Annotated in this window: 19 protein-coding genes and 1 riboswitch; of the genes, 8 read left to right on the forward strand and 11 right to left on the reverse strand. The window is 69.4% G+C overall.

Going from position 1 to position 22,231, the window contains the following annotated elements; translation table 11 throughout:
* The first annotated feature begins 11 nt into the window (after positions 1 to 11).
* Positions 12 to 2,789 carry an alpha/beta hydrolase family protein gene (locus tag AQJ27_RS00470; RefSeq protein ID WP_067360033.1) on the forward strand — a complete coding sequence of 926 codons (2,778 nt, stop codon included), beginning with the start codon at positions 12 to 14 and terminating at the stop codon, positions 2,787 to 2,789.
* Positions 2,790 to 2,838: 49 nt separating this feature from the next.
* On the opposite strand, the gene AQJ27_RS00475 is transcribed toward AQJ27_RS00470, so the two are convergent.
* A complete protein-coding gene (locus AQJ27_RS00475; protein ID WP_067360035.1) occupies positions 2,839 to 3,033 on the reverse strand; it encodes a hypothetical protein in 195 nt (64 codons plus the stop codon).
* Between the two features lie 68 nt (positions 3,034 to 3,101).
* Complete coding sequence (chvE, locus tag AQJ27_RS00480) at positions 3,102 to 4,190, reverse strand: multiple monosaccharide ABC transporter substrate-binding protein (RefSeq protein ID WP_067360037.1); 1,089 nt, start codon at positions 4,188 to 4,190, stop codon at positions 3,102 to 3,104.
* A 727-nt stretch (positions 4,191 to 4,917) separates the two neighbouring features.
* On the opposite strand from chvE, the gene AQJ27_RS00490 reads away from it, so the two are divergent.
* Positions 4,918 to 6,672: an ABC transporter ATP-binding protein gene (locus AQJ27_RS00490; RefSeq protein WP_067360043.1), complete on the forward strand. Its 1,755-nt coding sequence runs from the start codon at positions 4,918 to 4,920 to the stop codon at positions 6,670 to 6,672.
* 130 nt (positions 6,673 to 6,802) lie between these two features.
* Here the strand turns inward: AQJ27_RS00490 and AQJ27_RS00495 are convergent, their stop codons facing one another.
* Positions 6,803 to 7,099: a hypothetical protein gene (locus AQJ27_RS00495; protein ID WP_067360045.1), complete on the reverse strand. Its 297-nt coding sequence runs from the start codon at positions 7,097 to 7,099 to the stop codon at positions 6,803 to 6,805.
* 172 nt (positions 7,100 to 7,271) lie between these two features.
* Between AQJ27_RS00495 and AQJ27_RS00500 the strand changes: the two genes are divergently transcribed.
* The gene (locus AQJ27_RS00500; RefSeq protein ID WP_067360047.1) at positions 7,272 to 7,637 is read left to right on the forward strand and encodes a nuclear transport factor 2 family protein; all 366 of its coding nucleotides are present in this window, start codon (positions 7,272 to 7,274) and stop codon (positions 7,635 to 7,637) included.
* Between the two features lie 24 nt (positions 7,638 to 7,661).
* Here the strand turns inward: AQJ27_RS00500 and AQJ27_RS00505 are convergent, their stop codons facing one another.
* Positions 7,662 to 8,276, reverse strand: coding sequence for a MarR family winged helix-turn-helix transcriptional regulator (locus AQJ27_RS00505; protein ID WP_079064708.1), 615 nt, complete (start codon positions 8,274 to 8,276; stop codon positions 7,662 to 7,664).
* A 59-nt stretch (positions 8,277 to 8,335) separates the two neighbouring features.
* On the opposite strand from AQJ27_RS00505, the gene AQJ27_RS00510 reads away from it, so the two are divergent.
* The gene (locus AQJ27_RS00510; protein WP_067360049.1) at positions 8,336 to 9,307 is read left to right on the forward strand and encodes a hypothetical protein; all 972 of its coding nucleotides are present in this window, start codon (positions 8,336 to 8,338) and stop codon (positions 9,305 to 9,307) included.
* A 17-nt stretch (positions 9,308 to 9,324) separates the two neighbouring features.
* A riboswitch (ZMP/ZTP riboswitch) is annotated at positions 9,325 to 9,411 on the forward strand.
* Between the two features lie 23 nt (positions 9,412 to 9,434).
* Positions 9,435 to 10,286, forward strand: a complete 852-nt coding sequence (locus AQJ27_RS00515; RefSeq protein ID WP_067360051.1) for a bifunctional 5,10-methylenetetrahydrofolate dehydrogenase/5,10-methenyltetrahydrofolate cyclohydrolase — start codon at positions 9,435 to 9,437, stop codon at positions 10,284 to 10,286.
* A gap of 116 nt (positions 10,287 to 10,402) precedes the next feature.
* On the opposite strand, the gene AQJ27_RS00520 is transcribed toward AQJ27_RS00515, so the two are convergent.
* Both AQJ27_RS00520 and AQJ27_RS00525 read right to left on the reverse strand, forming a co-directional pair.
* Positions 10,403 to 11,389, reverse strand: a complete 987-nt coding sequence (locus AQJ27_RS00520) for a CU044_5270 family protein (RefSeq protein WP_067360054.1) — start codon at positions 11,387 to 11,389, stop codon at positions 10,403 to 10,405.
* On the reverse strand, positions 11,382 to 11,945 hold the full coding sequence (locus AQJ27_RS00525) for an RNA polymerase sigma factor (protein WP_067360056.1): 564 nt from the start codon (positions 11,943 to 11,945) through the stop codon (positions 11,382 to 11,384). Before AQJ27_RS00525 ends, AQJ27_RS00520 begins: the two co-directional genes overlap by 8 nt.
* Before the next feature lie 105 nt (positions 11,946 to 12,050).
* Here AQJ27_RS00525 and ctaD point away from each other — a divergent pair, with 105 nt between their 5' ends.
* Complete coding sequence (ctaD, locus tag AQJ27_RS00530; RefSeq protein ID WP_067360058.1) at positions 12,051 to 13,736, forward strand: aa3-type cytochrome oxidase subunit I; 1,686 nt, start codon at positions 12,051 to 12,053, stop codon at positions 13,734 to 13,736.
* Positions 13,733 to 14,080, forward strand: coding sequence for a hypothetical protein (locus AQJ27_RS00535; protein ID WP_067360059.1), 348 nt, complete (start codon positions 13,733 to 13,735; stop codon positions 14,078 to 14,080). Before ctaD ends, AQJ27_RS00535 begins: the two co-directional genes overlap by 4 nt.
* Here the strand turns inward: AQJ27_RS00535 and AQJ27_RS00540 are convergent.
* From AQJ27_RS00540 to AQJ27_RS00550, 3 genes are all read right to left on the reverse strand, one after another.
* Entirely contained in the window at positions 14,067 to 15,059 is a 993-nt protein-coding gene (locus AQJ27_RS00540; protein WP_067360061.1) for a polyprenyl synthetase family protein, read from the reverse strand. The two genes, AQJ27_RS00535 and AQJ27_RS00540, sit on opposite strands and share 14 nt — an antisense overlap.
* Positions 15,060 to 15,170: 111 nt before the next feature.
* Positions 15,171 to 15,851 carry an HAD family hydrolase gene (locus AQJ27_RS00545; RefSeq protein ID WP_067360063.1) on the reverse strand — a complete coding sequence of 227 codons (681 nt, stop codon included), beginning with the start codon at positions 15,849 to 15,851 and terminating at the stop codon, positions 15,171 to 15,173.
* A gap of 165 nt (positions 15,852 to 16,016) precedes the next feature.
* Complete coding sequence (locus AQJ27_RS00550; RefSeq protein WP_067360065.1) at positions 16,017 to 16,670, reverse strand: TetR/AcrR family transcriptional regulator; 654 nt, start codon at positions 16,668 to 16,670, stop codon at positions 16,017 to 16,019.
* Positions 16,671 to 16,843: 173 nt separating this feature from the next.
* Here AQJ27_RS00550 and AQJ27_RS00555 point away from each other — a divergent pair, with 173 nt between their 5' ends.
* Positions 16,844 to 18,112 carry a YncE family protein gene (locus AQJ27_RS00555; protein ID WP_067360066.1) on the forward strand — a complete coding sequence of 423 codons (1,269 nt, stop codon included), beginning with the start codon at positions 16,844 to 16,846 and terminating at the stop codon, positions 18,110 to 18,112.
* On the opposite strand, the gene AQJ27_RS00560 is transcribed toward AQJ27_RS00555, so the two are convergent.
* Together AQJ27_RS00560 and AQJ27_RS00565 are read right to left on the reverse strand one after the other, a co-directional pair.
* On the reverse strand, positions 18,105 to 19,973 hold the full coding sequence (locus tag AQJ27_RS00560) for a cellulase family glycosylhydrolase (RefSeq protein WP_235613426.1): 1,869 nt from the start codon (positions 19,971 to 19,973) through the stop codon (positions 18,105 to 18,107). The two genes, AQJ27_RS00555 and AQJ27_RS00560, sit on opposite strands and share 8 nt — an antisense overlap.
* A 115-nt stretch (positions 19,974 to 20,088) precedes the next feature.
* Complete coding sequence (locus AQJ27_RS00565) at positions 20,089 to 22,074, reverse strand: elongation factor G (RefSeq protein ID WP_201264242.1); 1,986 nt, start codon at positions 22,072 to 22,074, stop codon at positions 20,089 to 20,091.
* Between the last annotated feature and the right edge of the window lie 157 nt (positions 22,075 to 22,231).

The following is a 22,231-nucleotide window of genomic DNA, read 5'->3' on the forward strand; positions in this document are numbered from 1 at the left end:
GGAGGGGATCCTTGAACCGTACCCGGCGAATAGCGGTCACCGCCGTCGCCGTTCTCGCGGCCCTGGCGGGCTCACCGGGACTGGCCCAGGCCCAACATCCGGCCAAGGTGGAGCCGTTGACGCAGAAGGCGGAGAGCCCACTGCCACCGGGCTGGCGTGTCACCGGGAAGGGCGTCGCGCGTGAACTGGTCTGGCGGTCGGACAGGGCCGTGCCCGTGGGCGACGCCCGTGTCGAGTTCCACGCGGCCGGCCGACTGCTCGGCATACCGAAGGCAGCCAAGGACGGCCACACGTTCCGCCTCGCTCTCCACGGAGCCACCCCGCTCAAGGACCTGCAAGTCCTCGCGGCCGGACGCCGGTTGGACACGCCTGCCGACAACACCCGCAAGAAGCCGAGGAACTCCCTGAAGGCCGCGCAGCCCCCGGCCCCACTCCCGGTGAACTCCGTGGACCCGGGCAGGCCGGGCGGGTACCGCACGGTCACCGGCGAGTACCACCTCGACCCGGTGAAGCTCCCCGGCTTCGCCCAGCCGGTCGAGATGCAGGCCGTCGTCGTCGCGCCCACCGGCGCCACCGGCAAGCGACCGCTCGCCCTGTTCCTCCACGGCCGCCACCCCACCTGCTTCAAGCCGGGCGGGTCCGAGGACGACGTGACCCTTGAGTGGCCCTGCTCGGCCGGCACCCAGCCGATACCGAGCCACAAGGGCTACCTGAAGGACCAGAAGCTGCTGGCCTCCCAGGGCTATGTGACGGTGTCGATCTCGGCGAACGGCATCAACGGCCAGGACGGGGACGTCGAGGACGGCGGTGCGCAGGCGCGCTCCTCGCTGGTGCGACAGCACCTCGCCAAGTGGGCCGGCTGGGCCGCCCACCCGGGCACCGCCCCGGCTGCCGTGCCCGACGCGGCCGAGGCCGACCTGTCCCGCGTGCTGCTCGTCGGCCACTCGCGCGGCGGCGAGGGCGTCAACCGGGCCGCCATGGACAGCCTCTACCCGCCGCCCGCCGCACAGGACGGCTACCGAGGCCCGGTGCGCTGGAAGATCCGCGGGACCGTCCTCATCGGACCGACGATCTTCGGCCAGAATCCGGTGGCCGACGTGCCGTCCACAACGATCCTCCCCGGCTGCGACGGCGACGTCTCCGACCTCCAGGGCGAGGTGTACGTCGACGGAACGCGCGGGGTCAGCCGGGGCACCGCCCTGCACAGCGCCGTCTACGTGGTCGGCGCCAACCACAACTTCTTCAACACCGAGTGGACGCCGGGCAAGTCCGAGGCACCCTCCTCCGACGACTTCTGGGACGACCCGGAACAGCAGCCCGACCCGGTGTGCTCCACGAGCGCCCGCACCCGGCTCACCGCCGACCAGCAGCACCAGGCCGGCGCCACCTACATCGCCGCCGCGGCACGGCTGTTCGTCGCCGGCGACGACCGGGTGCGCCCGCTGCTCGACGGCTCGGGCCGGCGCGCCCGCTCGGCCGACCCGGCCCGCGTGCTGACCCACGCGGTCGGCGCCCGCCGCACGGGCGGCTTCCTGCCCGACGCCCCGGTGAAAGTGACCGGCGGCAGGCTGTGCTCGGCGCTCGACCCCGACGCGGCCGTGGCCTGCCTCGGCCCCGACACCGCGGGGAGGTCGCCGCACTTCGCGCGGTGGTGGACGGAGAAGGAGGCCGGCCGCGGCGCGGTCGCGCTGAAGTGGTCGGCGCCGGGCGCGGCGACAAAGGTCCGCCCCGCCGCTCCCGTGTCCCTCTCGGGTGCCAAGAGCCTGGCACTTCGCTTGTTCGTGCCGCCGAACACGACCGGCACCGAGCTGGACGTGGCCGTCACCGACTCCGACGGCCGCCGGGCCGAGCTCGGCCGGGTCCAGGTCGACGGGCTGCCGGGCACCGAACGGACCGCCTCCTACTGGGCGCGCGAGCTGCGCGTCCCGCTGACCGCGGCCACCCGCGCCGGCCTCGATCTGAAGCACGTCAAGTCCCTTGAACTGAGCCCGCGTTCACCGTCCGGACAGGCCTGGCTGATGGATGCCTGGGGCTGGGCCCCCGGTACCCCGGCGGCCACGGCCACGACGCTGCCGCGCGTCGACATCGGCCGACTCACCGTCAAGGAGGGCGACTCGGGCACCCTCACCTACCACATCCCGGTCCAGGTCTCCGGGCACGGCAGCGGCAGGGTCCGTTTCTCCGTCCTCGACCCGGACACCGGACAGGCCAAGGACAAGCTGGTCACGGTACGGCCGGGCAGCGCCCCCATCGACGTGCCCGTGAAGGTGACGGGCGACACCCGCTTCGGCTACGACGAGCAGTACGACGTCGTCGCGAAGGCCGTGCGCGGCGCCGTCATCGGCTCGTACCGAGGCGGGGTCACCGCGGTGAACGACGACCCCGCGCCCTCGGTCACCCTGACGCCGGTCACGGACCGGGTGACCGAAGGAGGGACGCTGACGTGGCGGATCTCGCTCTCCGAGCCCGCCGAGGTGGACATCCTGCAGCTGATGCGGGTGCTTCCGGTCACCGAGGGCGCCGAGCTGTCCACCAAGGACGTGGACCCGCAGTGGCTGATGGACCACGCCGGTGAGCTCCCCGACCCGGAGCGCGCACTCTCCCTGGCGAACCCGTGGTTGTGGACGGACATCCCGGCCGGGACCACCACCGCCGACTTCACCGTGCCGACGGTGAAGGACCAACTGGCAGAGCCGGCCGAGTCGCTGCGCCTCGCGCTGACCGACGACAACGCGCAACCGCTTCCCGACCATCCCGTGCTGACGGGCACGGTGGTGGACGCGCCGTAGTAGACCGTCCTGCGTATGGGGGGGCATGGACAGGGTGGTCCATGCCCCCCTACGTGTCGCCGGGGCAAAGGCCGGTCCAGGTCAGGCGGAGCGCATGCAGGACCGTTGCCATCATCCACGTGGAGGAGATCGCCCGGGGGCGGAAGTCGCGGTCGGCGTCCGCGAGGACGGTCCTGCGTGCGCTGGGCGGCATCTGCGGAAGCACGCCACCGAGGGCCGGGCGAGACGACGCGGTACGCGTCACCGCACTCCTCTTCGACGCCTGCGCCACGGCGCCGAGGCCCGCGGCATGAACAGGCCATGGCCGTTCGGCTACTTGAGCTCGGCGTCGGTGTAGTAGCCGCCCGCGACCAGAACACTGTCGTAGTTGGTCTTGTCGACGCTGATGGGCTGCAGCAGGTAGGCGGGCACGACCTTGGCGCCGTTGTCATAGGTCCTGGTGTCGTTGAGCTGCGGCTTCCTCTTGTTGAGCACGTCGTCGACCATGTTCGCGGCGACATCGGCGAGCAGGCGGCTGTCCTTGTAGACGGTCTGCGCCTGCTGGCCCGCAATGATCGACTTGACCGAGGCCAGTTCGGCGTCCTGCCCCGTGATGACCGGGAGGGGCTTGCTGATGGAGCCGTAGTCGTCCGACCTCAGCGCTGCCAGGACGCCGATGGAGATGCCGTCGTACGGCGACAGGACAGCGTCCACCTGCTTGGTCTTGTACGACGTGGCGAGGATGCCGTTCATGCGCTTCTGCGCGGTGGCACCGTCCCAGCGCAGGGTGGTGACCTGGTTGAGCGCGGTCTGACCGGACTGGACGACCAGTTGCTTGCTGTCCAGGAACGGCTGCAGAAGGTGCAACGCGCCGCTGAAGAAGTACTTGGTGTTGTTGTCGTCGCTGGAACCGGCGAACAGCTCGATGTTGAACGGGCCCTTGCCGTGCTCAAGACCGAGCTTGTCGATGATGAAGCGGGCCTGGAGCCGGCCGACCTGCTCGTTGTCGAAGGACGCGTAGTAGGTGACGTTCTTGGTGCCGAGGATGAGCCGGTCGTAGGAGATCACCGGGATGTCCGCGTCGGCGGCCTGCTGGAGCACCTTGTCGAGCGACTTGTTGTCGATGGCCGCGATGATCAGTGCGCTGACGCCCTGCGTGATCAGGTTCTCGATCTGTGAGACCTGGGTCGCCGGGTCGTTCTCGCCGTAGACCAGCTTGGTCTTGTACCCGTTGGCCTGCAGGTCCTTGACGACGCTCTTGCCGTCGGTGATCCAGCGCTCGGAGGCCTGGGTCGGCATGGCTATGCCGATCGTGCCGCCCTTGGAGCTGCCCGTGCTGTTCTCGCCGCCGCAGGCGGACATGGTGAGGGCCACGGAGGCAGTTCCGGCGATGGCGGCGAGGGCGGCTCTGCGATTGCGCATGGTGATCGTTCCTTGTTCTTCTCGTCGTTGAGAAAGATGACGGCGTATCAGAAGTTTTTAAGGGAGCGGGGGTTGAACGAGTCGACGGCCGACAAGCCGGTCGAGCGCGAGTCGGTGCCGTGCCGCAGCCAGATTGAGGTCCCCGCGTATGGGTGCCGTACGGGTGGATCCCGGGCGCCCTGAACAGCCCGAACTCGAGGTGAAGCGGTGCGCCGCGGCGGATCAGCTCGGCGACCTTGCAGATCCGCACGCGGCCACCGAGGTCGTCGGGGTCTTTGGCGCGCATCTCCATGGGAGTGAGCCACCAGTATTGCCTGACGAGGTAACCGACGGTCAGGTTCTGCGCAACATTGTGGAGTTGGGGCTCAGGAGCCTCGGCGCCTCGCGGATCGCCGATCGAAGCGCCGCGGGGTTGCGTCCACACGTGTTCCAACTCCGGTGATGCACAGGGAAGTTGCCTTTCAACCGTTCGAAATGTCGTCACACGTTCGGAACGTAGGCGTGACCCTAGGAGGGCGGGCGCGGGGTGTCAACGGGGGAGGTCCGGTAAGGGTTCCGGAAAGGTCTTGGAGATTTGCTCCCCGAACGCTCGGATCTGGCCTGCCTCACAGGACTGCGCCACTGGTGAGGCAGGCGAGGCCGCCCCTGCCACCGGGTGGCCCGTCCCCTCCGGGGGCCGCGCCGACGTAGCCTGAACGCTCCGCACCGAACCCCCGCTAGGAGCACCGTGAGCATCGCAGAGCCGCACGCCGGACCGCCCGCCTGGCGGCTGCTTCTCGGGTACGTACGACCGCATCGATGGGCGCTGCTGGCGGGCGCGTTGCTGGCGCTGACGACCGGCGCCACCGGTCTGGTGCTGCCGCTGGTGGCGCGGGGGCTCATCGACGACCTGTCGCACGACCGGCCCATCGGGCGGGCGCTCATCGGCATGGCGGCGCTGGTGGTCACCAACGCCGCGGTGGGGGCGCTGGGTTCGTACGTACTGCGGCGCACCGCCGAGTCGGTGGTGCTCGGCGCGCGGCGTGCCCTGTCCTCGTATCTGCTGCGCCTGCGGATACCGGCCGTGGACCGCAGCGAGCCGGGCGACCTGATGGCCCGCATCACCTCCGACACCACGCTGCTGCGCGAGGTCACCACCGATTCGCTGGTGGGCATCGGTACCGGCGGTCTCACCCTGGTGGCGACGGTGGTGATGATGGGCCTGGTCGACGTGGTGCTGCTCGGCGTCACCCTGGGGGTGATCCTGTGCGCGGGCACGGTGCTCGGCGTGATCGTGCCCCGCATCAACCGGGCCAGCAAGCAGGCGCAGGACGCCGTGGGCGTGATGGGCGCCTCGCTGGAGCGGATCCTGGGCGCGCTGCGTACGGTCAAGGCGTCGGGTGCCGAGCACCGGGAGGAGCAGACCATCCACGCGGCGGCCGAGGAGTCCTGGCGGCAGAGCGTACGGGCCGCCAAGTGGTCGGCGGCCGCGGGCAACACGGCCGGTCTCGCGATGCAGATCGCCTTCATCACTGTCCTCGCGGTGGGCGGCGCTCGGGTCGCGACCGGCGCGATCGAAGTCGGCACGCTGGTCGCTTTCCTCCTCTACGTCTTCTATCTGATGTCGCCGATCCAGCAGGTCGTGGGCGCGATCACCCAGTACCAGACCGGCGCCGGCGCGCTCGCGCGCATCCAGGAGGCGCTGCGGCTGCCCGCCGAACCGGACGCGCTGCCCGCGCCGCTGCCGACCCCGGGCGCCGCGCCGGCCGCGCTCGCCTTCGACGACGTCCGCTTCCGGTACGCCGACGACCTGCCGTACGTCCACCACGGCGTGACCTTCGCCGTCCCGGCCCGCGGCATGACCGCCTTCGTCGGTCCCTCCGGCGCCGGCAAGACCACCGTGTTCTCGCTGATCGAGCGGTTCTACGACCCCGAGGCGGGCGTCATCACGGTCGACGGCCGCCCCTTGGACGAGTGGGACCTGCCCCGGCTCCGGTCGGCCATCGGGTACGTGGAGCAGGACGCCCCGGTCCTGTCCGGCTCCCTGCGCGACAACCTGCTGCTGGGCAACCCGGAGGCCGACGACGCCGATGTCACGCGTGTACTGAAGACGACCCGGCTCGACGGGCTGGTCGCCCGGCTGCCGCGCGGCCTGGACACGCTCGTCGGGCACCGCGGCACCAAGCTGTCCGGCGGCGAACGCCAGCGGGTCGCGATCGCCCGCGCGCTGCTGCGCCACCCCCGCCTGCTGCTCCTGGACGAGGCGACCTCGCAGCTCGACGCGGTGAACGAGGCCGCGCTGCGCGACACGGTCGCCGATGTGGCCCGCACGACCACGGTCCTGGTGGTCGCGCACCGGCTGTCCACCGTGACGATGGCCGACCGTATCGTCGTCATGGACGCGGGCCGCGTACGCGCCGTGGGCACCCACCGGGAACTGGTGGCCGGGGACCCGCTCTACGCCGAGCTGGCCGCGACCCAGTTCCTCGCGACGGCGGGCTGAGGAGAGCGGATCGCCGCGCGTTCTCCGTACGAACTTTCCTTCACTAGGTCGACGGCATACGTGTCTGCCCCCGGCACGGGGTGCCGGGGGCAGACACGGGCGGACAGGCGCCCGACCCGAAGGACAGACCCTAGGCCTGGAGGCCCGGGAGGAGTCCGGTGACGGGGGCGACCAGGTCGGTGACCTGGTGCAACTGGTTGAGGTCGTTCAGGCGGTTGAGTCCGCCCAGTTGCTGGGAGACGCGCGGGATGTCGGCCTGGTGCTCCGCGGGGATGTCGCTGACGGCGAGCGCGTCGAGCTGGGAAATCGGGTTCAGCTTCCCCGCGTCCGGGGCCTCGGCGGCCGCCGCGGACGCCATCGGCGCGGCGAGGCCCGTGACACCGACGGCGAGACCAACGGCGGCGACCATACGTCGTGTTGAGATCATGCTTGCAGCAACGGTCCCGGACGGCGCACGGTCACGGCCGTCCCCCGCTCCTCACCCGAGAGGCGCATCGCACCGGCTGGGCTTGCCGTGGGCCATGGGGCGGAGGACGCTCGGTAGAGAGGCCCTTCGCGGTCCCTTCCGTGGCGGACCGCGGCCTTCCAAGGAGGTCGACATGGGCACCATGGCAGGCCCCGCCTTCGACACCGAAGCGCTACGCCGGGGCATAGAAGGACACAGTGCGGCGGATCTCCTGTCGCTCTACGCGGACGACGCGGAAATGACCATCGTCGACCGCAACACCCAGCCAAGCCACCCGATGATCAAACACGGTCGCGGCGAGATCGCCGAGATGCTCAACGACGTCTACAGCCGCGACATGACCCACAAGTTGGAAGAGTGTGTCGTCCAGGGCGACCACGTCGCGTTCACCGAGTCCTGCCAGTACCCGGACGGCGTGCGGGTATTCGCCAGCTCGATGGTCTCGCTGCGGGACGGCAAGATCGCCGAACACACACTGCTCCAGGCATGGGACGAATAGGAAGGAACTGGCCGAAGGTCCAGATCAACTCTCGCCTGACCTGGACCTTCTCGGCGAAGGCCGAGATGGGTCGCTCGCGCTCGCAGCGGCCTCGGCTGCCACGACCAGTTTCCGCAGCAGGTCTGCGAGCGTCCGCTTCTCTGCTGGGGTCAGTACTGCGAGCAGCGCGTTCTCACCCCGGTCCTCCGACACCGCGTGCTGTTCGAACGCGGCGTATCCGGCGTCGGTGAGCCGCACCTCCACGCGACGCCGGTCGGCCGTGTGGTGGGTACGGGCGATCAGCCCCTCCCCCTCCAGCGGACCCAGCCGCGCCGACAGGGCACCGCGGGTCAGCCCGAGCATGTCGGCGAGCTGCGAGGGGCTCGCCGCGTAGGGCGGGCCGAGTCTGCGCAGCATCAGCAGCACCTTGAACTGCCAGTGCTGCAACCCGTCGGTGTCGAGCATGTCCCGGCGGGCCTGGGCCGCGTGCCGGGCCAGGATCGCGAGCCGGACGAAGATCTCCTCCTTGACCGGGTCCATCCAGTCGAGTTCCTTCGCCCAGACCGCGACATGCCGGTCGACCGAGTCCGCCGCCGACGCCTGCCCCCGCGCGGTCTTCGCCTCGTCCGCTGTCACATCTCCCGCCTTCACGTCTTCCATGCGCCCCTCCATAGATGGTTTTCTTGTGGATAGTTTTTCGGATTACTACTTTCCCTGCCATGACGAACACCGCAAGTACCCTTCGTACGGCCGTACCGCTCGACGAACTCATCGCCGCTGCAAGGGAGTTGAGGATCGGCGGCCGCTGGGAGCGAGCCACGCGCCTGCTCGACTCGGCCGGGGCGACCGATCCGCGGTCCCGTGCCCGCCTCGCCCTGGCCGCCGCCGAAGTCGCCCTGGAGAGCGACTGGTTCGGCGGGACCGCCCTGGCGGGGCCACGGCTCGCCGCCGCCGAGGAATTCGTCGAGGTCCTCGGCGAGAGCCTCGACGGGAGACCCACCGATGAGGCGCCCTCCGACATCCGCTGGGATCTGGACTTCCTCCGGCTGCGCCACGGCTACCTCGGGCAGGTGCGCGTCGACGGTGCCTTCCGTGCCGGACCCGACGGCAAGGACCCGGACGCACCGGCCGCCCTCCGCACGCACGCCGAGCGGCTCCGCGGCCAGGCCCCGGACGATGTGCGCCGGGGCTGGGCCGAGATGTATCTGGGCCTCGTCGCCGACAATCTCTTCGCCGAGCGGGACCTCGCGCCCGGCCACTACGAAGCCGCGCTGCGCGCCGGTGAAGCGGGGGAGGCAGATGATTCGGGTGCAGCAGGGGCAACGGGTGAAGCAGGCGGAGCAGGCGGCTCACACGACTCCGGTGACGATCTGCTCGTCCGTGAAGCGCTGCGGCACCTCGGCGATCACGACCACGATCACGGTGACCACGCACGGGCGCGGGAGCGCTGGAGCAGGGCGACCGAGCTCGGTGCCCGGGCCGGGACCGTCCCCGGTACGCTCTCGCAGCAGCTGCTCCTGGCGGTGCTGGCACGCGACGCGGGCGACGAGGCCGGGGCCGTCGCGCTGGTCCGCGAGATCGCCCGCTGGGCCGGGGCCATCGGCGCCGTGACCACCGAGGCACAGGCCAGGGGGTTCCTGACCGGGATCGACCCGACGGCGCCGCCCGTTGCCGCCGAGTCGGGCAGCTGATCGTACGAGTTACCCTGGTCGCGGGCCGTGACTGGCGCTGAGGTGGAGTACCACCGGGGAGCGGCCTGACGAACGGGTCTTTGCCGCGCGCCTGGGCGATTGTGTCAGCGACGCTCAGGAGTAGCTCATGTCCCAGGCCCAGCTCATGGACGGCGCGGGTCTCGCGCGCCGCATCGTCGAGGAGACCGCGAAGCGCGCGGCCGCACTCACCGGGCGCACGGGGATGGCGCCGTGTCTCGCGACGGTGCTGGTCGGCGAGGATCCCGCCTCGGTCACCTACGTGCGGATGAAGCAGAACCGCAGCCGCAAGGCCGGCATCGAGTCCCGGCACGTCGCCCTGCCCGCCGGCACCACCACCGCCGAGCTGGTCGACACGTTGAAGGCGCTGTCGGACGACCCGACCGTGCACGGCATCCTGCTCCAGCACCCCGTCGGGCCGCACATCGACGAGCGGGCGGCGTTCGAGGCCATCGCGCCCGAGAAGGACGTCGACGGGGTGACGCTCAGCTCGTACTCGGCGATGAGCTTCGGGCTGCCGGGCTTCGTGTCCTGCACCCCCGGCGGCATCATGCGGCTTCTCGACGAGTACGACGTCGACCCGGCGGGCAAGCGCGCCGTCGTGGTGGGGCGCAGCGCGATCCTCGGCAAGCCGGTCGGGATGCTGCTGCTCGGCCGTGATGCCACGGTGACCTACTGCCACTCGCGGACGATCGGTCTCTCCTCGGTCGTCCGCGAGGCGGACATCGTGGTGGCCGCCGTGGGCCGGCCCCGGCTGATCCGCGGTGAGGACATCAAGCCGGGAGCCGTCGTGATCGACGCGGGCTACAACCCCGGGAACGTCGGCGACGTCGACTTCGACACCGCCCGCGAGCGGGCCCGGCTGATCACGCCGGTGCCGGGCGGTGTCGGCCCGATGACGATCGCGGTTCTGCTGGAGCAGACCGTGACCGGGGCCGAGCGCCAACTCGGCCTCCGGTAAAGCGTTTCGGCCTCGCCTACAGCGTTTCGGGTCAGGCCACAGCGTTTCAGGTTCGACTAAAGCGTTTCGGGTTCGACTAGAGCGTTTCACGTTCGCTCACAGGGTTTCGGGTCCGCTCAACGCATCCACGCGCTGTACGACATCACGTCCCCGGCCTTGACGCCGTACTCGGGATCGTCCTTGGTGACGGTGTCCTCGATCCCGAGTACGGCGCCGGTCCTCGGGTCGAGGATCAGCATCCGGCGAGCGGAGTGCGCGGTGTCGTCGTACACGTACGCCTGTCCCTGCCTGCCCAGCCGGTCGGTGACCGCCCCGGCCGGGCGCAGGCCCTTCGCGTCGGCGAGGACGCGGACGAGCGCGGCGTCCTCACGGGCGCCCAGCGTCCAGTTGTTCAGCAACTCGGCGACGGCGTCGAGAAGTTGGGGTGTGCCCATGGTCTCGGTGCGGTCGATCTCCTCGAGGTAGGCGCGCAGCCGCTCGGCTTCGTGCGGCGGCCGGGCCACCGGCGGGGCGTCGCTCCAGCTCGGCGGGTACGTCTGCCTGCTGAGGACGTGCCCGTCCTCGACCGTGCGGGGGACGGGGTCGGCGTCGGTGAGGACCGGCTTGCCCGGATGGCGGGGGTCGGTCGCCACGACGAGTTCCGTATGGCTGCCGTCGGCCTTCCAGCGGACCACGCGTTCCGCGGGGAGGGTGATCGGCGGCCGGGCCCCGGGCCCGGAGGTCAGGCCCATGCTCCAGGTCTGTACGTGGGTGCCCTGGACGAGCCGTTGCGAGCCGGCGGACGCGGCCACTCGGTCGGCGAGCTGGTCCAGGGGTACGGGGGTGGAGCCCGCCTCGACGATCAGCGGGCGGGGTGCGGCCACGGCCGGGGTGGTGGTCGATCCCGACAGCGTGAGCGTCAGGACGACGACACCGACGGCGGCCGCGGTCCCGACGCTCCAGAGCCAGCGGCGCAGCGGACGGGGGCTCGTGCGGTGCCGTTCGCCGTACAGCAGTTGGTTGAGGCGACGCTCCGCGTACGGGTCGAGGGCGCGGTCGTGGAAGCAGGGGTCGGTGGACGGCACCGGGTTGGCGCGGCGCAGGATGTCGAGTTCGTCAGCCATGGCCGTGCTCCTTCGGGGTGTCGCGGCGGGGCGAAGCAGTGCCGCCGGCCACGGTGATGTGCATATGGTCGATCTCGGCTCTGAGCCGGCGGCGGGCGCGGTGCAGGCGCATGGCCGCGGCGCGGGTGCCACAGCCGAGGGCGACGGCGACCTCGTCGACGCCGAGGTCCTCCCAGGCGGTGAGGCGCAGTACCTCCTGGTCGGCCGGGGAGAGCCGGGCCAGCGCCTCGTGCACCCAGTCGCCCGGTGACGCGGAGTCGGGGCTGTCGACGACCTGTCTGCCGTGCGCGCTCTCGTCGTTGCCGATCCGGTCGAGGAGCCTGCGGCGGCGCCCGTAGCCGCGTACGGCGTTGGCCAGGCAGTGGCGTGCCACCCCGTACAGCCAGGGAAGCGGGGACGGCGGGAGGTCGGACCGGCGCCGCCAGGCGACGGTGAAGACCTCCGCCACCACCTCCTCGACATCACTGCTCCGGCCGTCCAGTCGCCTCGCCACGTAGCGGCTGACCGCCCAGTAGTGCTCGCGATAGGCAGCGGCGAAAGTCTCGTCGTTGCTCATGATCCGTAGGTGTCCGGCAGGTGCGCGATCGTCACAGGTGCGGGTGTGACGCTCGTCGCTTGGTTCAAGTGTGACGGCGGGGCCGGCGGCGGACACAGGCGGGGCATGGAAAGCACCACAGTGACGACGCCGCCCGCAGCCCTTCCCGCGCGTGCGCGGCGTCCCGGACTCGCCGCGGTGAAGTGGCTGACCACCACGGATCACAAGACGATCGGCACGCTGTATCTGGTCACGGCGTTCGGCTTCTTCTGCGTCGGCGGGGTGATGGCGCTGCTGATGCGCGCCGAACTCGCCCGGCCGGGGCTTCAGATCATGTCGAACGAGCAGTTCAACCAGGCGTTCACGATGCACGGCACGATCATGCTGCTGATGTTCGCGACGCCGCTGTTCGCCGGTTTCGCGAACTGGATCATGCCGCTGCAGATCGGCGCGCCCGATGTGGCGTTCCCGCGGCTGAACATGCTGGCGTACTGGCTCTATCTCCTCGGCTCGCTGATCGCCGTGGGCGGGTTCCTGACACCTCAAGGAGCGGCCGACTTCGGCTGGTTCGCCTACGCGCCGCTGTCGGACGCGGTCCGCTCGCCCGGTGTCGGCGCCGACATGTGGATCATGGGTCTGGCGCTCTCCGGATTCGGCACGATCCTCGGCTCGGTCAACTTCATCACCACCATCATCTGCATGCGCGCCCCCGGCATGACGATGTTCCGCATGCCGATCTTCGTGTGGAACGTGCTGCTCACGGGTGTTCTGGTGCTGCTGGCCTTCCCCGTGCTGGCCGCCGCCCTGTTCGCGCTGGAGGCGGACCGCAAGTTCGGTGCCCACGTCTTCGACGCGGCGAACGGCGGTGCCCTGCTCTGGCAACACCTCTTCTGGTTCTTCGGCCATCCGGAGGTGTACATCATCGCCCTGCCGTTCTTCGGCATCATCTCCGAAGTCGTCCCGGTGTTCTCCCGCAAGCCGATGTTCGGCTACATGGGCCTGATCGCCGCGACGATCTCCATCGCCGGTCTGTCCGTGACCGTGTGGGCGCACCACATGTACGTCACCGGTGGCGTGCTGCTCCCGTTCTTCTCCTTCATGACGTTCCTCATCGCCGTACCGACAGGCGTGAAGTTCTTCAACTGGATCGGAACGATGTGGAAGGGATCGCTGAGTTTCGAGACCCCGATGCTCTGGGCGACCGGCTTCCTGATCACCTTCGTCTTCGGCGGTCTGACCGGTGTGATGCTCGCCTCGCCGCCGATGGACTTTCCGGTCTCGGACTCGTATTTCGTGGTGGCGCACTTCCACTACGTGATCTTCGGTACGGTCGTGTTCGCGATGTTCTCCGGATTCCACTTCTGGTGGCCGAAGTTCACCGGCAAGATGCTCGACGAGCGCCTCGGAAAGGTCACCTTCTGGACGCTGTTCGTGGGCTTTCACGGCACGTTCCTGGTGCAGCACTGGCTGGGTGCGAACGGAATGCAGCGCCGTATCCCCGACTATCTGGCGGTGGAGGGCCTGACCACTCTCAACACCGTCTCGACCATCTTCTCCTTCCTCCTCGGCAGTTCCCTCCTGCCGTTCTTCTACAACATCTGGAAGACCGCCAGGTACGGCGAGAAGGTCGAGGTCGACGACCCGTGGGGTTACGGCCGCTCATTGGAGTGGGCGACCTCCTGTCCCCCGCCGCGTCACAACTTCCTCACCCTGCCGCGCATCCGCAGCGAGTCCCCCGCCTTCGACCTGCACCACCCGGAGATCACGGCCGCGGCCGCACGCCCGGAGACGCCCCGGAAGGAACTGCGATGACGACCATGGACCAGCGACCGCCGTCCCCGCGGACACTCATCGAGGAACTGGAGGGCCATCTGCTCATCGAGGCCACCAAGGCCGAGGGACGGACGGAAGCGGCTCGTTTCACCCATTCCCTGGCCTGCCTGACGGATACCCAACGCGAAGAGGTGGAAGAACACTTCGCGGACAGCTACGTGGCCCTCACCCGCCGCTCCTGGGAGCGGACGGCACGGCGCGGCCGGGAACTGCGGGCCGAGTACGAGGCGAGGTACCGCGCACTGCGTCGGCGCCTTTGCGCCCTGTTCCTCCTCGGCGCCGCTTTCGCCCTGGTGACCGTCGTCTCGGTCAGCCGACGGTGACCTCGCGAGCAAGGTCGGCACGCAGAAGCATCCTGGACGATTCGTCCACCAGATTCCGCATCACCGACAAGTAGGTCTCGTCGCCACCCAGTTCGTCCAGAATGCGGTGCGCTTCGCCGCGGAACTTGTTGATGTCGTCCTCGTACCGACCAAGAACGACCGGTGCCAGAAGGGTGTCGACGAGTTCCGCTCGGGCGTCACCGGAATTCCTCGCGTCGGCGTGCAGCCTCAGGATGCGCTCGGTGGAGGGGGAGACGGACGTATCGAGGGCACATGCCAGGAGATACGTCACCGTGCCGTTCAGAAGATCCTCGTTGCGGCCGGACAGGATGTCTTCCTGGTCGTTGAACATCTGCCACAGGATGCCGAACACATCGCCGAAATCACGCCAGAGTTCCACTCTCTCCTTCTCGACACCCGCCAATTCGGCCGCCATTGCGGTGACCATGCTGAAGGGGGCGCCGGACTTCCCTCGGTAGGCCGTGACCACCGAGTCGCGCGTGGCCGTCGCCGCATCTCCGCGCAGGTCACTCAACTGGCCTTCGGTCGCGAGGATCCAGCACTTCACGAGCTCGGCCGACAGGGCGCCGCGCACCGTTTCCGGGACGGCCTGCGACTGGACGACGAGCAGAGGGAGTGGAGTCCCGCTGACGAACGCGGCGAGCAGCGCCTCGGCTCCGCCGAGGTCTCCGCCGAGGTGGGCGCTCTGCCCGTCGGCCAGGTCGTCGAGATGGCACGCCGAGATCCACCACAGCTCATGCACGACGGCCAGCGGCACGGCCGGTTCGGGCGCGCCCGTCTCCACGGCATGCACGATCAGCGGCAGTACCGAGAGCGGATAGGTGAACTCGCGGTTCCGCACGAGTTCCGCGACCGCGGCCCGCACCGCGCCGGCCTGCGGGGAGAGTCTTCCCAGCGTGGCCTCCATCTCCGCGTCGATGTCCACCGAAAACCGACGATGAAGATCCAAGTAGGACATGGAACGCACGTGGAGACCCCTCACCACCGAGATTGAATCGAGCACCGATTCGATCACTCCGGCTGAAGGTCAACCAGAGCGACTTTCAGCCACGGCTTCTGCGATAGTTCTTCATTGCTTCGGCGATGGTGTGGTCGCGGCCTGGGACCAGGGTGTGACGGCGAGGATGTCGCGGACCGCTTCGCGCAGGCTCCCGAAGTGACGGTGCACCCCGTCCACCGCGGCGGGCGCGTTGACCCCCCACACCGTCATCCCGGCACGCAGTCCGGACCGCACGCCGGAGGGTGCGTCCTCGATGACCAGACAGTCCTGCGGCTGGGCACCGAGCCGCTTGGCGGCCAGGAGATAAGGGGTGGGCGAGGGCTTGCCTTCCTCGACGGAGGCGGCATCCACGATGATCCTCGGGACCGGCAGGCCGGTGCGGGCGAAGCGGCCGCGCACCCGGTGCTCGTAGTTCGACGTCACCAGCGCCCAGGCGTCCGGCGGCAGAGCGTCCAGCAGCTCGGACGCGCCGTCGAAGGCCGCGTACACGCCGGACCGGACGTCCTCGTCCTCGAGTTCATGCAGTGCGGCCAGGCACTCCTGCGGGTCACGGTCCGGAACGACCTGCGCGAAGGTCTCCATCGGCCTCGTCCGCAAGGCCACTTGGTGGACCTCATCGGGGTCGAGTCCGTATCGCTCGGCCCACACCCTCCACACCAGGCGCTGGTTGTCCACGGCATCGATCAACGTGCCATCGACATCGAACAGGACATACTTCTTGGCTCCGGGCCGAGCAGGTTCACCGATCATGCCCTGATCATGCCATCAGGCCCCCGAGCAGGCCCCGTGGCGGATCCCCAGGGATGCACCACCGGGTTCGAGTACACCTCGACCGGCGGCCGGCACGACACCACACGGCACGGCACGGCACGGCACGGCACTCACAGTGAGGTCACGGCATCGGCTTCCGGACCCCTACAGGTTCCACCCCACCGGTCGCAGGATCCCCAGCAGCTGACGGACCAGTTCCTCGACCACCTCGTCGAGCGTGGCCGCCACCCATCCGGCGCGCCAGTCGTGCAGGAGTCCGTTGACGCTGCCGATGAAGGCGGTGGCGGCGATCCGGTAGTCGCGGGGCACCGCCTCGCCACGGTCGGCGGCCGCGGTCGCCTCGGCGCAGATGAAGTCGACCCAGCGCGCCCGGCGGGCGAGCCGCTGCTCCTCCAGGCGCGGACTGACGCCGATGATCTCGACGAAGGTGATGCGGATGCGGCGCGGGTCCGCCGTCACGTTCGCGGCGTAGGCGCGGAAGATCGCGTCGGCGCGCTCGGCGAGCGGCAGGTCCTGGGCGTCGGCGAGGGCGGCCAGAGCCGCCGCCTCGGCCCAGTCGTTGACCTGGAGATGGAGGGCGGCCAGCACGTCCTCGAGGGTGCGGAACTCCTCGTAGAACTGACGCGTCGACAGTCCCGCCGCCTCGCTCAGCGCCGCGATGGTCGTGGCTCTGAACCCCGGGCTGTCACCGAAGAGTTGGAGCGCGGCCGCCAGAAAGCGTGAGCGTCGCTCGGCCTGCCGTTCCGCGGCGGTCCTGCCTCCGTAACGGCCGGTCGGCTGTTTGATCCTGCCCGCCACGCGTTCCTCCCTCGCCGGAGGGACGAACCGTTCGCCCCTCCGGTGATTTTGTCGTGCACGGACCCTTGTGGAGAGCGCCACCCCTTCCTTACTTTCCAGTAAGTCCACTCTGAACTCAGTCGTGTTCAGACTTTTCGGTACCCGCACCCCCCGCCTACGACAAGGGACCCACCATGTCTGCCCTCAGACCCAGACACCTCTGTACGCTCGCCGCCGCCGTCGCCCTCACCTTCACCCTCGGCGGTACGGCGACCGCGGCCTCCGAGAGGACCGCCGCGCAGACCGCCGCGGCCGACCTGCGCGAAGTGATGTTCGTGGGCAACAACTGGGACGGCACCGCGGACGTCATCAAGTCCACCGGTGACTTCGCGAAGGTCGGCCGGATCAACGTCGTCCCGGACAAGGACGCGCGGATGGCGGAGATCAACGCCGATCCGATCAAGTGGATCTACTTCCAGGCCATCCGCAACGGTGTCGGCGAGGGCCACGACCAGTTCGTCGACGACATGTACTCCACGCCCGACGGCAGGTCGGTGGTCGTCTCCCGCCCGAGCTTCGCCGATGTCGTCTCGATCGACCTGGCGACCGGGAACATCAACTGGCGCTTCCCCGTGGCCGGTTACCGGTCCGACCACATGGCCGTCTCCCCCGACGGCACCCGCGTCGCGGTCTCCGCGTCGACCGCGAACACCGTGCACGTGCTGGACATCGACACGGGCAAGCAGCTCGGCTCTTTCGCCACCGGTGACAAGCCGCACGAGAACATCTTCACGCGGGACGGCAAGTACATCTGGAACATGGCCATCGGCGATGTGAACACCTCACTCGACGACCCTTGGCTGGACTGGACGAAGGGCGACCGCCACATCACCGTCGTCGACGCGACCACCTACAAGCAGGTCAAGGTGATCGACATGCGGCAGCGGCTGGACGCGATCGGCCTCACGGACTTCTCCGACGCGGTCCGGCCCGCCGTCTTCAGCCCCGACGAGTCCAAGCTGTACTTCCAGGTGTCGTTCTTCAACGGCTTCCTGGAGTACGACGTGGCCTCCGACCGGATCACCCGGGTGAAGACCCTGCCGATGAACCCCGCGACCAGCACCGACCGCACCACCTGGGTCAACGACTCGCGCCACCACGGCATTTCGATGAACCCGTCCGGCACGAAACTGTGCGTCGCCGGAACGATGGACGACTATGCGACCGTCGTCGACCGGGCCACCCTCCAGGAGGGCCCGCTCGTCACCGCCTCGAAGCCGTACTGGGCGACCGTCAGCGGTGACGGCAAGGACTGCGTCGTCTCCGAGAGCGGCGCCGACCAGGTCACCGCCATCGACTTCGCCACAGGGCAGAAGACGGTGTCGGTGCCGGTCGGCGACCACCCCCAGCGTGTTCGCCTCGGCCATGTGCAGGCGAACTGGACCGGTCCTTCGACTAGTTGACCGTCGACGCGGCCCATGAGCTCAGTTCGGAACGGGCCGCGCTCAGCAGATCGGCGGACGGGGCCGTCGCCCCGTTCGTGACCAGCGCGTAGTGCAGGGTCCCCGAGTCCGGTGCGGTGAGCAGCAGTCGGCGACTGCCGGTGCCGCCCGGTTCGGGGGCCACGGCGATCGGGGTGGTCGTGGTGTAGGCGGGCGGGGAGATCGTCGCCCCGAGGTCGGAGACCACCGTCGTGGACGCGGTCGGGAAGGACGCCGGGAGATGGAGTTCGGTGGGAGCGCTGCCGCCGGCCGAGCGCCACACGAGCAGCCCGTACTGGCCCGATCCCACCAGTTGGGAGACGTGCGGCAGGGACGACGGAACCGGGTTCCAGGTCAGGGTGGTGGAGCCGTCCCGGGAGCGGTCCTCGTAGGTGAAGGCGACCGTGCTGCCCGAGGTCGCGCTCGGATAGAGCCGGTCGAGCAGGCGGGCGTCCTGGCGCAGGACGGCCGTGCCGGAGTCGTCGAGACGTACGGCCGAGAGGTCCTCGTCGTTCCAGGCGTCGCCGGAGGTGAGAACCTTGCTCGCGTTGCCGTTCATCAGCTCGTGATGGCGGCCGTTGTAGATGTCCCACTGCCACTGGTTGCCGGAGAGCACCGGGCCGGAGGACGCCGGTTTGGTCCACCAAGTGGCTCCCGGCACGCGGGAGTCGAGGGCCTGGTACATCGCCTTGTCGACCGTGGGGGCCTTGCCGGAGACCGTTCCCGACAGCGGATGGCCGAACTCGCTGACGATCGCCGTCGTCCCCGCGCTCGATGCGCGGTCGCGGACCGTCCCGAAGTCGGTGGCGTACTGGCCGTCCGCGGCATTGCCCCACATGAGGATGCCCGAGATGGCCTTCTGGTCGTAGAAGTGGGTGTTGAAGACATAGCGCGGGCCGAGGGTGCCCGCGTCGAGCAGGCCGCCCTCCTGCTTCTGGGAGTCGATGTTGGAGTTCCAGAAGAGGTTGGCTTCGACGAAGGCGGGCTTGTCCTGCCAGCCGGCCGCGTCCATCCGGGCCCGGAACTTCACATAGAACGGCCAGAGCAGGTCCCGCTCCCAGGTGCGGCTGGTCTGCCCGGAGTCGTAGGTACCCGCGTACGGCTCGTTGAACGGGTCGAAGCCGACAAGGCCCGCGAACTGGGCCGTGGTGACGTGCTGTCTGACGTAGGTCATGGTGGCCTGGGCCGTGGTGAGGAAGGCGTCCTGGACGCCGTACGCGTTGTGCCAGAAGTCGTACTGTGCCTGCTTCACGGCTCCGTTCTGGGTGATGTTCTGACCCCAGAAGATGCAGATCCCGCAGGACTCGCTCGGGTAGTTTCCGGCGTCCACGGCCCACTTGGGGGCTCCGTCGCCGGTGTACCAGCTGCCCGAATTGAAGAGGTAGCGGGAGTAGAGATCCTGATGGAAGTCGGGATACACGCGGATACCGGCGTCGAGGAAGGCGCGCATCTGGTCGGTGACGGAGGCGAGATAGGCGGAGTCGACCTGCCCGCGTACGGGTTCGGCGTGGGCCCAGGAGAGCAGGAAGCGCACGGAGTTGCCGCCGCCGAGGGCCCGCAGGGCCGTCGCGGACTTCTTGGCGTCGGCGACCGAGGCGAAGGGCAGACCGCTGTTCTCTTCGAGTTTCGTCTCGCCGGAGACGTTGTAGCCGCGCAGGACGACCTCGCGGCCCAGTCCGTCGAGAAAGCGGCCCTTGTCGACCGTGAGAGTGGCCGCCGCGGGCGCGTCGAACCACAGGGAGTCGGGGAGTCCGTCCGCGGCGGCGGGCTGGGCGCCCACCGCCGAGAGGAAGCCGGTGAGGAGCACGAGGACGCCGAGCAGACGCGCACGTAACTTCGACATGTCCACAACATTCGCGGGTGCGCAAGTGGGCGTCAATACTTCTGACTCCAGAGTAAGTTTCATGTTCTGAGGATCTTCTGGAGATCTTTTGGGAGACGTGTCGCCGGGTGCAGGCTCAGGCGCCGACCCGCCGCGTCACGTTCAGCAGGTACTCCTTCCGGTCCAACGGGTTGAGGTCGGTGCGCGGGCGGTCGGGGACCTCGCCCCGCAGGACCGGTGCGTAGTGGTCGAAGGCGCATTCCAGCTCGCCCTCGCCGCGGGTCAGCCCCGGGAGTTTCCGCTCCAGCCCATGGACCCGGGCGACCGGGATCCTGCCCTCCAGCACGCACGAAGCGCCTCGCAGCTCGGTGGTCCCCGCGACGGCTCCCTGCTTCGCGAGCACCGGCAGCACCGCGCCCAGCGTGTCCGCCGGGGCCTCCAGCCTGAAACGGTGCATCGGCTCGTACACCTGGGTGCCCGCCGCCCGCAGCGCGTCCATCACCACCAGGGGGGTCAGGCCCCGGAAGTCGGCGCCCGTGCTGGACATGCTCTTGTCGAAGCCCTGGTGGGCGTGGCTCTGCCGGGGCCAGTAGCCGGAGTGGGTCATGGTGACCGTGCAGTCCGTCACCTGCCAGCCGTGGATTCCCTGCGCGAGCGTCTCCTTCACGGTGTCCTCGACCGCCTTGAAGAACGCGTACGGCATCGCTCCGAGCTCGACCTCCAGCCGGAACTCCACCCCGGAGCCGACCGGGGCCGGATCGACGCGCAGGCCGACGGTCGCGAGGAAGGGATGGGGGCCCTTCTTGATGAACTCGACCGCCGCGCCGCTGCCGAGGGGCCGCTCGATGCACAGGGGTGTCGTCTCGCGGAACAGGACGTCGATGCCGAACTCATCGGCCAGAGTCGCCTGGATGACCTCTTTCTGCACCTCTCCGTAGAGCGAGACGGAGATCTCCTTGCGCGTCTCGTCCTGGCGCAGATCGATCAGCGGGTCCTGCTCGGCCAATTGGGTGAGGGCGCCGTGCAGTGCGCCCTTGTCGGCCGGACGGCGGGGTTCGACGACGGTTTCGAGGGTCGGGGGCGAGAAGTGGTGCTCGCCGGCCGACGACTTCCGCGGTACGCCGATGGTGTCGCCGATACGGATGTCCGCGAGGCCCCAGAGCTTGCCGATCCGCCCCGCCGCCACGGACTCCTCGCGCACCGCCGCACCCCGGTCGAAGACACTGATCGCGGTGACCCTGCCCTCCGCGCCGTCGCCCAGAGGCAGCCGGTCGCGCGTGCGCAGCGTCCCGGAGAACATCCGGGCGTACGCGATCTTCTCCCCGGCGGGTCCGCGTTCGACCTTGAAGACGCTGCCCGAGACCGGGCCGTCGACGTCGGCCTCGGCGCGCGGCAGCAACTCCCTGATCCCCGCGATCAGTTCGTCGACCCCCGCGCCCGTCACGGCCGAGCCGAAGAACACCGGATGCACCAGGGCCTGCCCGGTCTGCCGCGTCAGAGCGGCGCGGATCAGGTCGTACGACACCCGGCCCTCGACGTAGGCAGCGAGCAACGCGTCGTCGTGCTCGGAGAGCAGGTCGAGCAACGGTGCGCCGAGCCGCGCCTCGTCGAACAGGCCGAAGCCTGCGTCCCGCGTGCCCTGCGCCCGGACCTCGCCCATGGGAACGACCGCTGGGGTGAGCCGCGCCGCCACGGCGTCGAGCACGCGCTCGCAGCACGCCCCACCGCGGTCGATCTTGTTGACGAAGACGAGCGTGGGGATGCGCAGCCGCCGGAGCGTCCGCATCAGCACGCGGGTCTGCGCCTGCACGCCCTCCACGGCGGAGATCACCAGCACGGCGCCGTCGAGCACGCTCAGCACGCGCTCCACCTCGGCGATGAAGTCCGGGTGTCCCGGGGTGTCGATCAGATTGACGGTCACGTCGTCGACCGCGAAGGAGACCACGGCGGACTTGATCGTGATGCCGCGCTGCCGCTCCAGCGCGAGGGAATCGGTCTGGGTGTTCCCGTCGTCGACGCTGCCGATCTCGTCGATGACTCCGACCGAGTGCAGCAGCCGCTCGGTCAGGCTTGTCTTACCGGCGTCTACGTGCGCCAGGATTCCCAGGTTGAGCATATGCACCGGGTGTCATGTCCTTTGGAGTGGGAGTGATTCCTTCCTGGGTGGACATGAACGGTGTGCGCATCGCTGCTCCCTGATCTTGGTGGACGCTTCCCTCCCAGTGCAGCAGGCGGCCTCGCCCGGCAGCAACGGATTAACGCTCAACAAATCTCCGCCG

The organism is Streptomyces olivochromogenes (assembly GCF_001514115.1).
In the GTDB taxonomy this organism is placed as follows: Bacteria; Actinomycetota; Actinomycetes; order Streptomycetales; family Streptomycetaceae; genus Streptomyces; species Streptomyces olivochromogenes.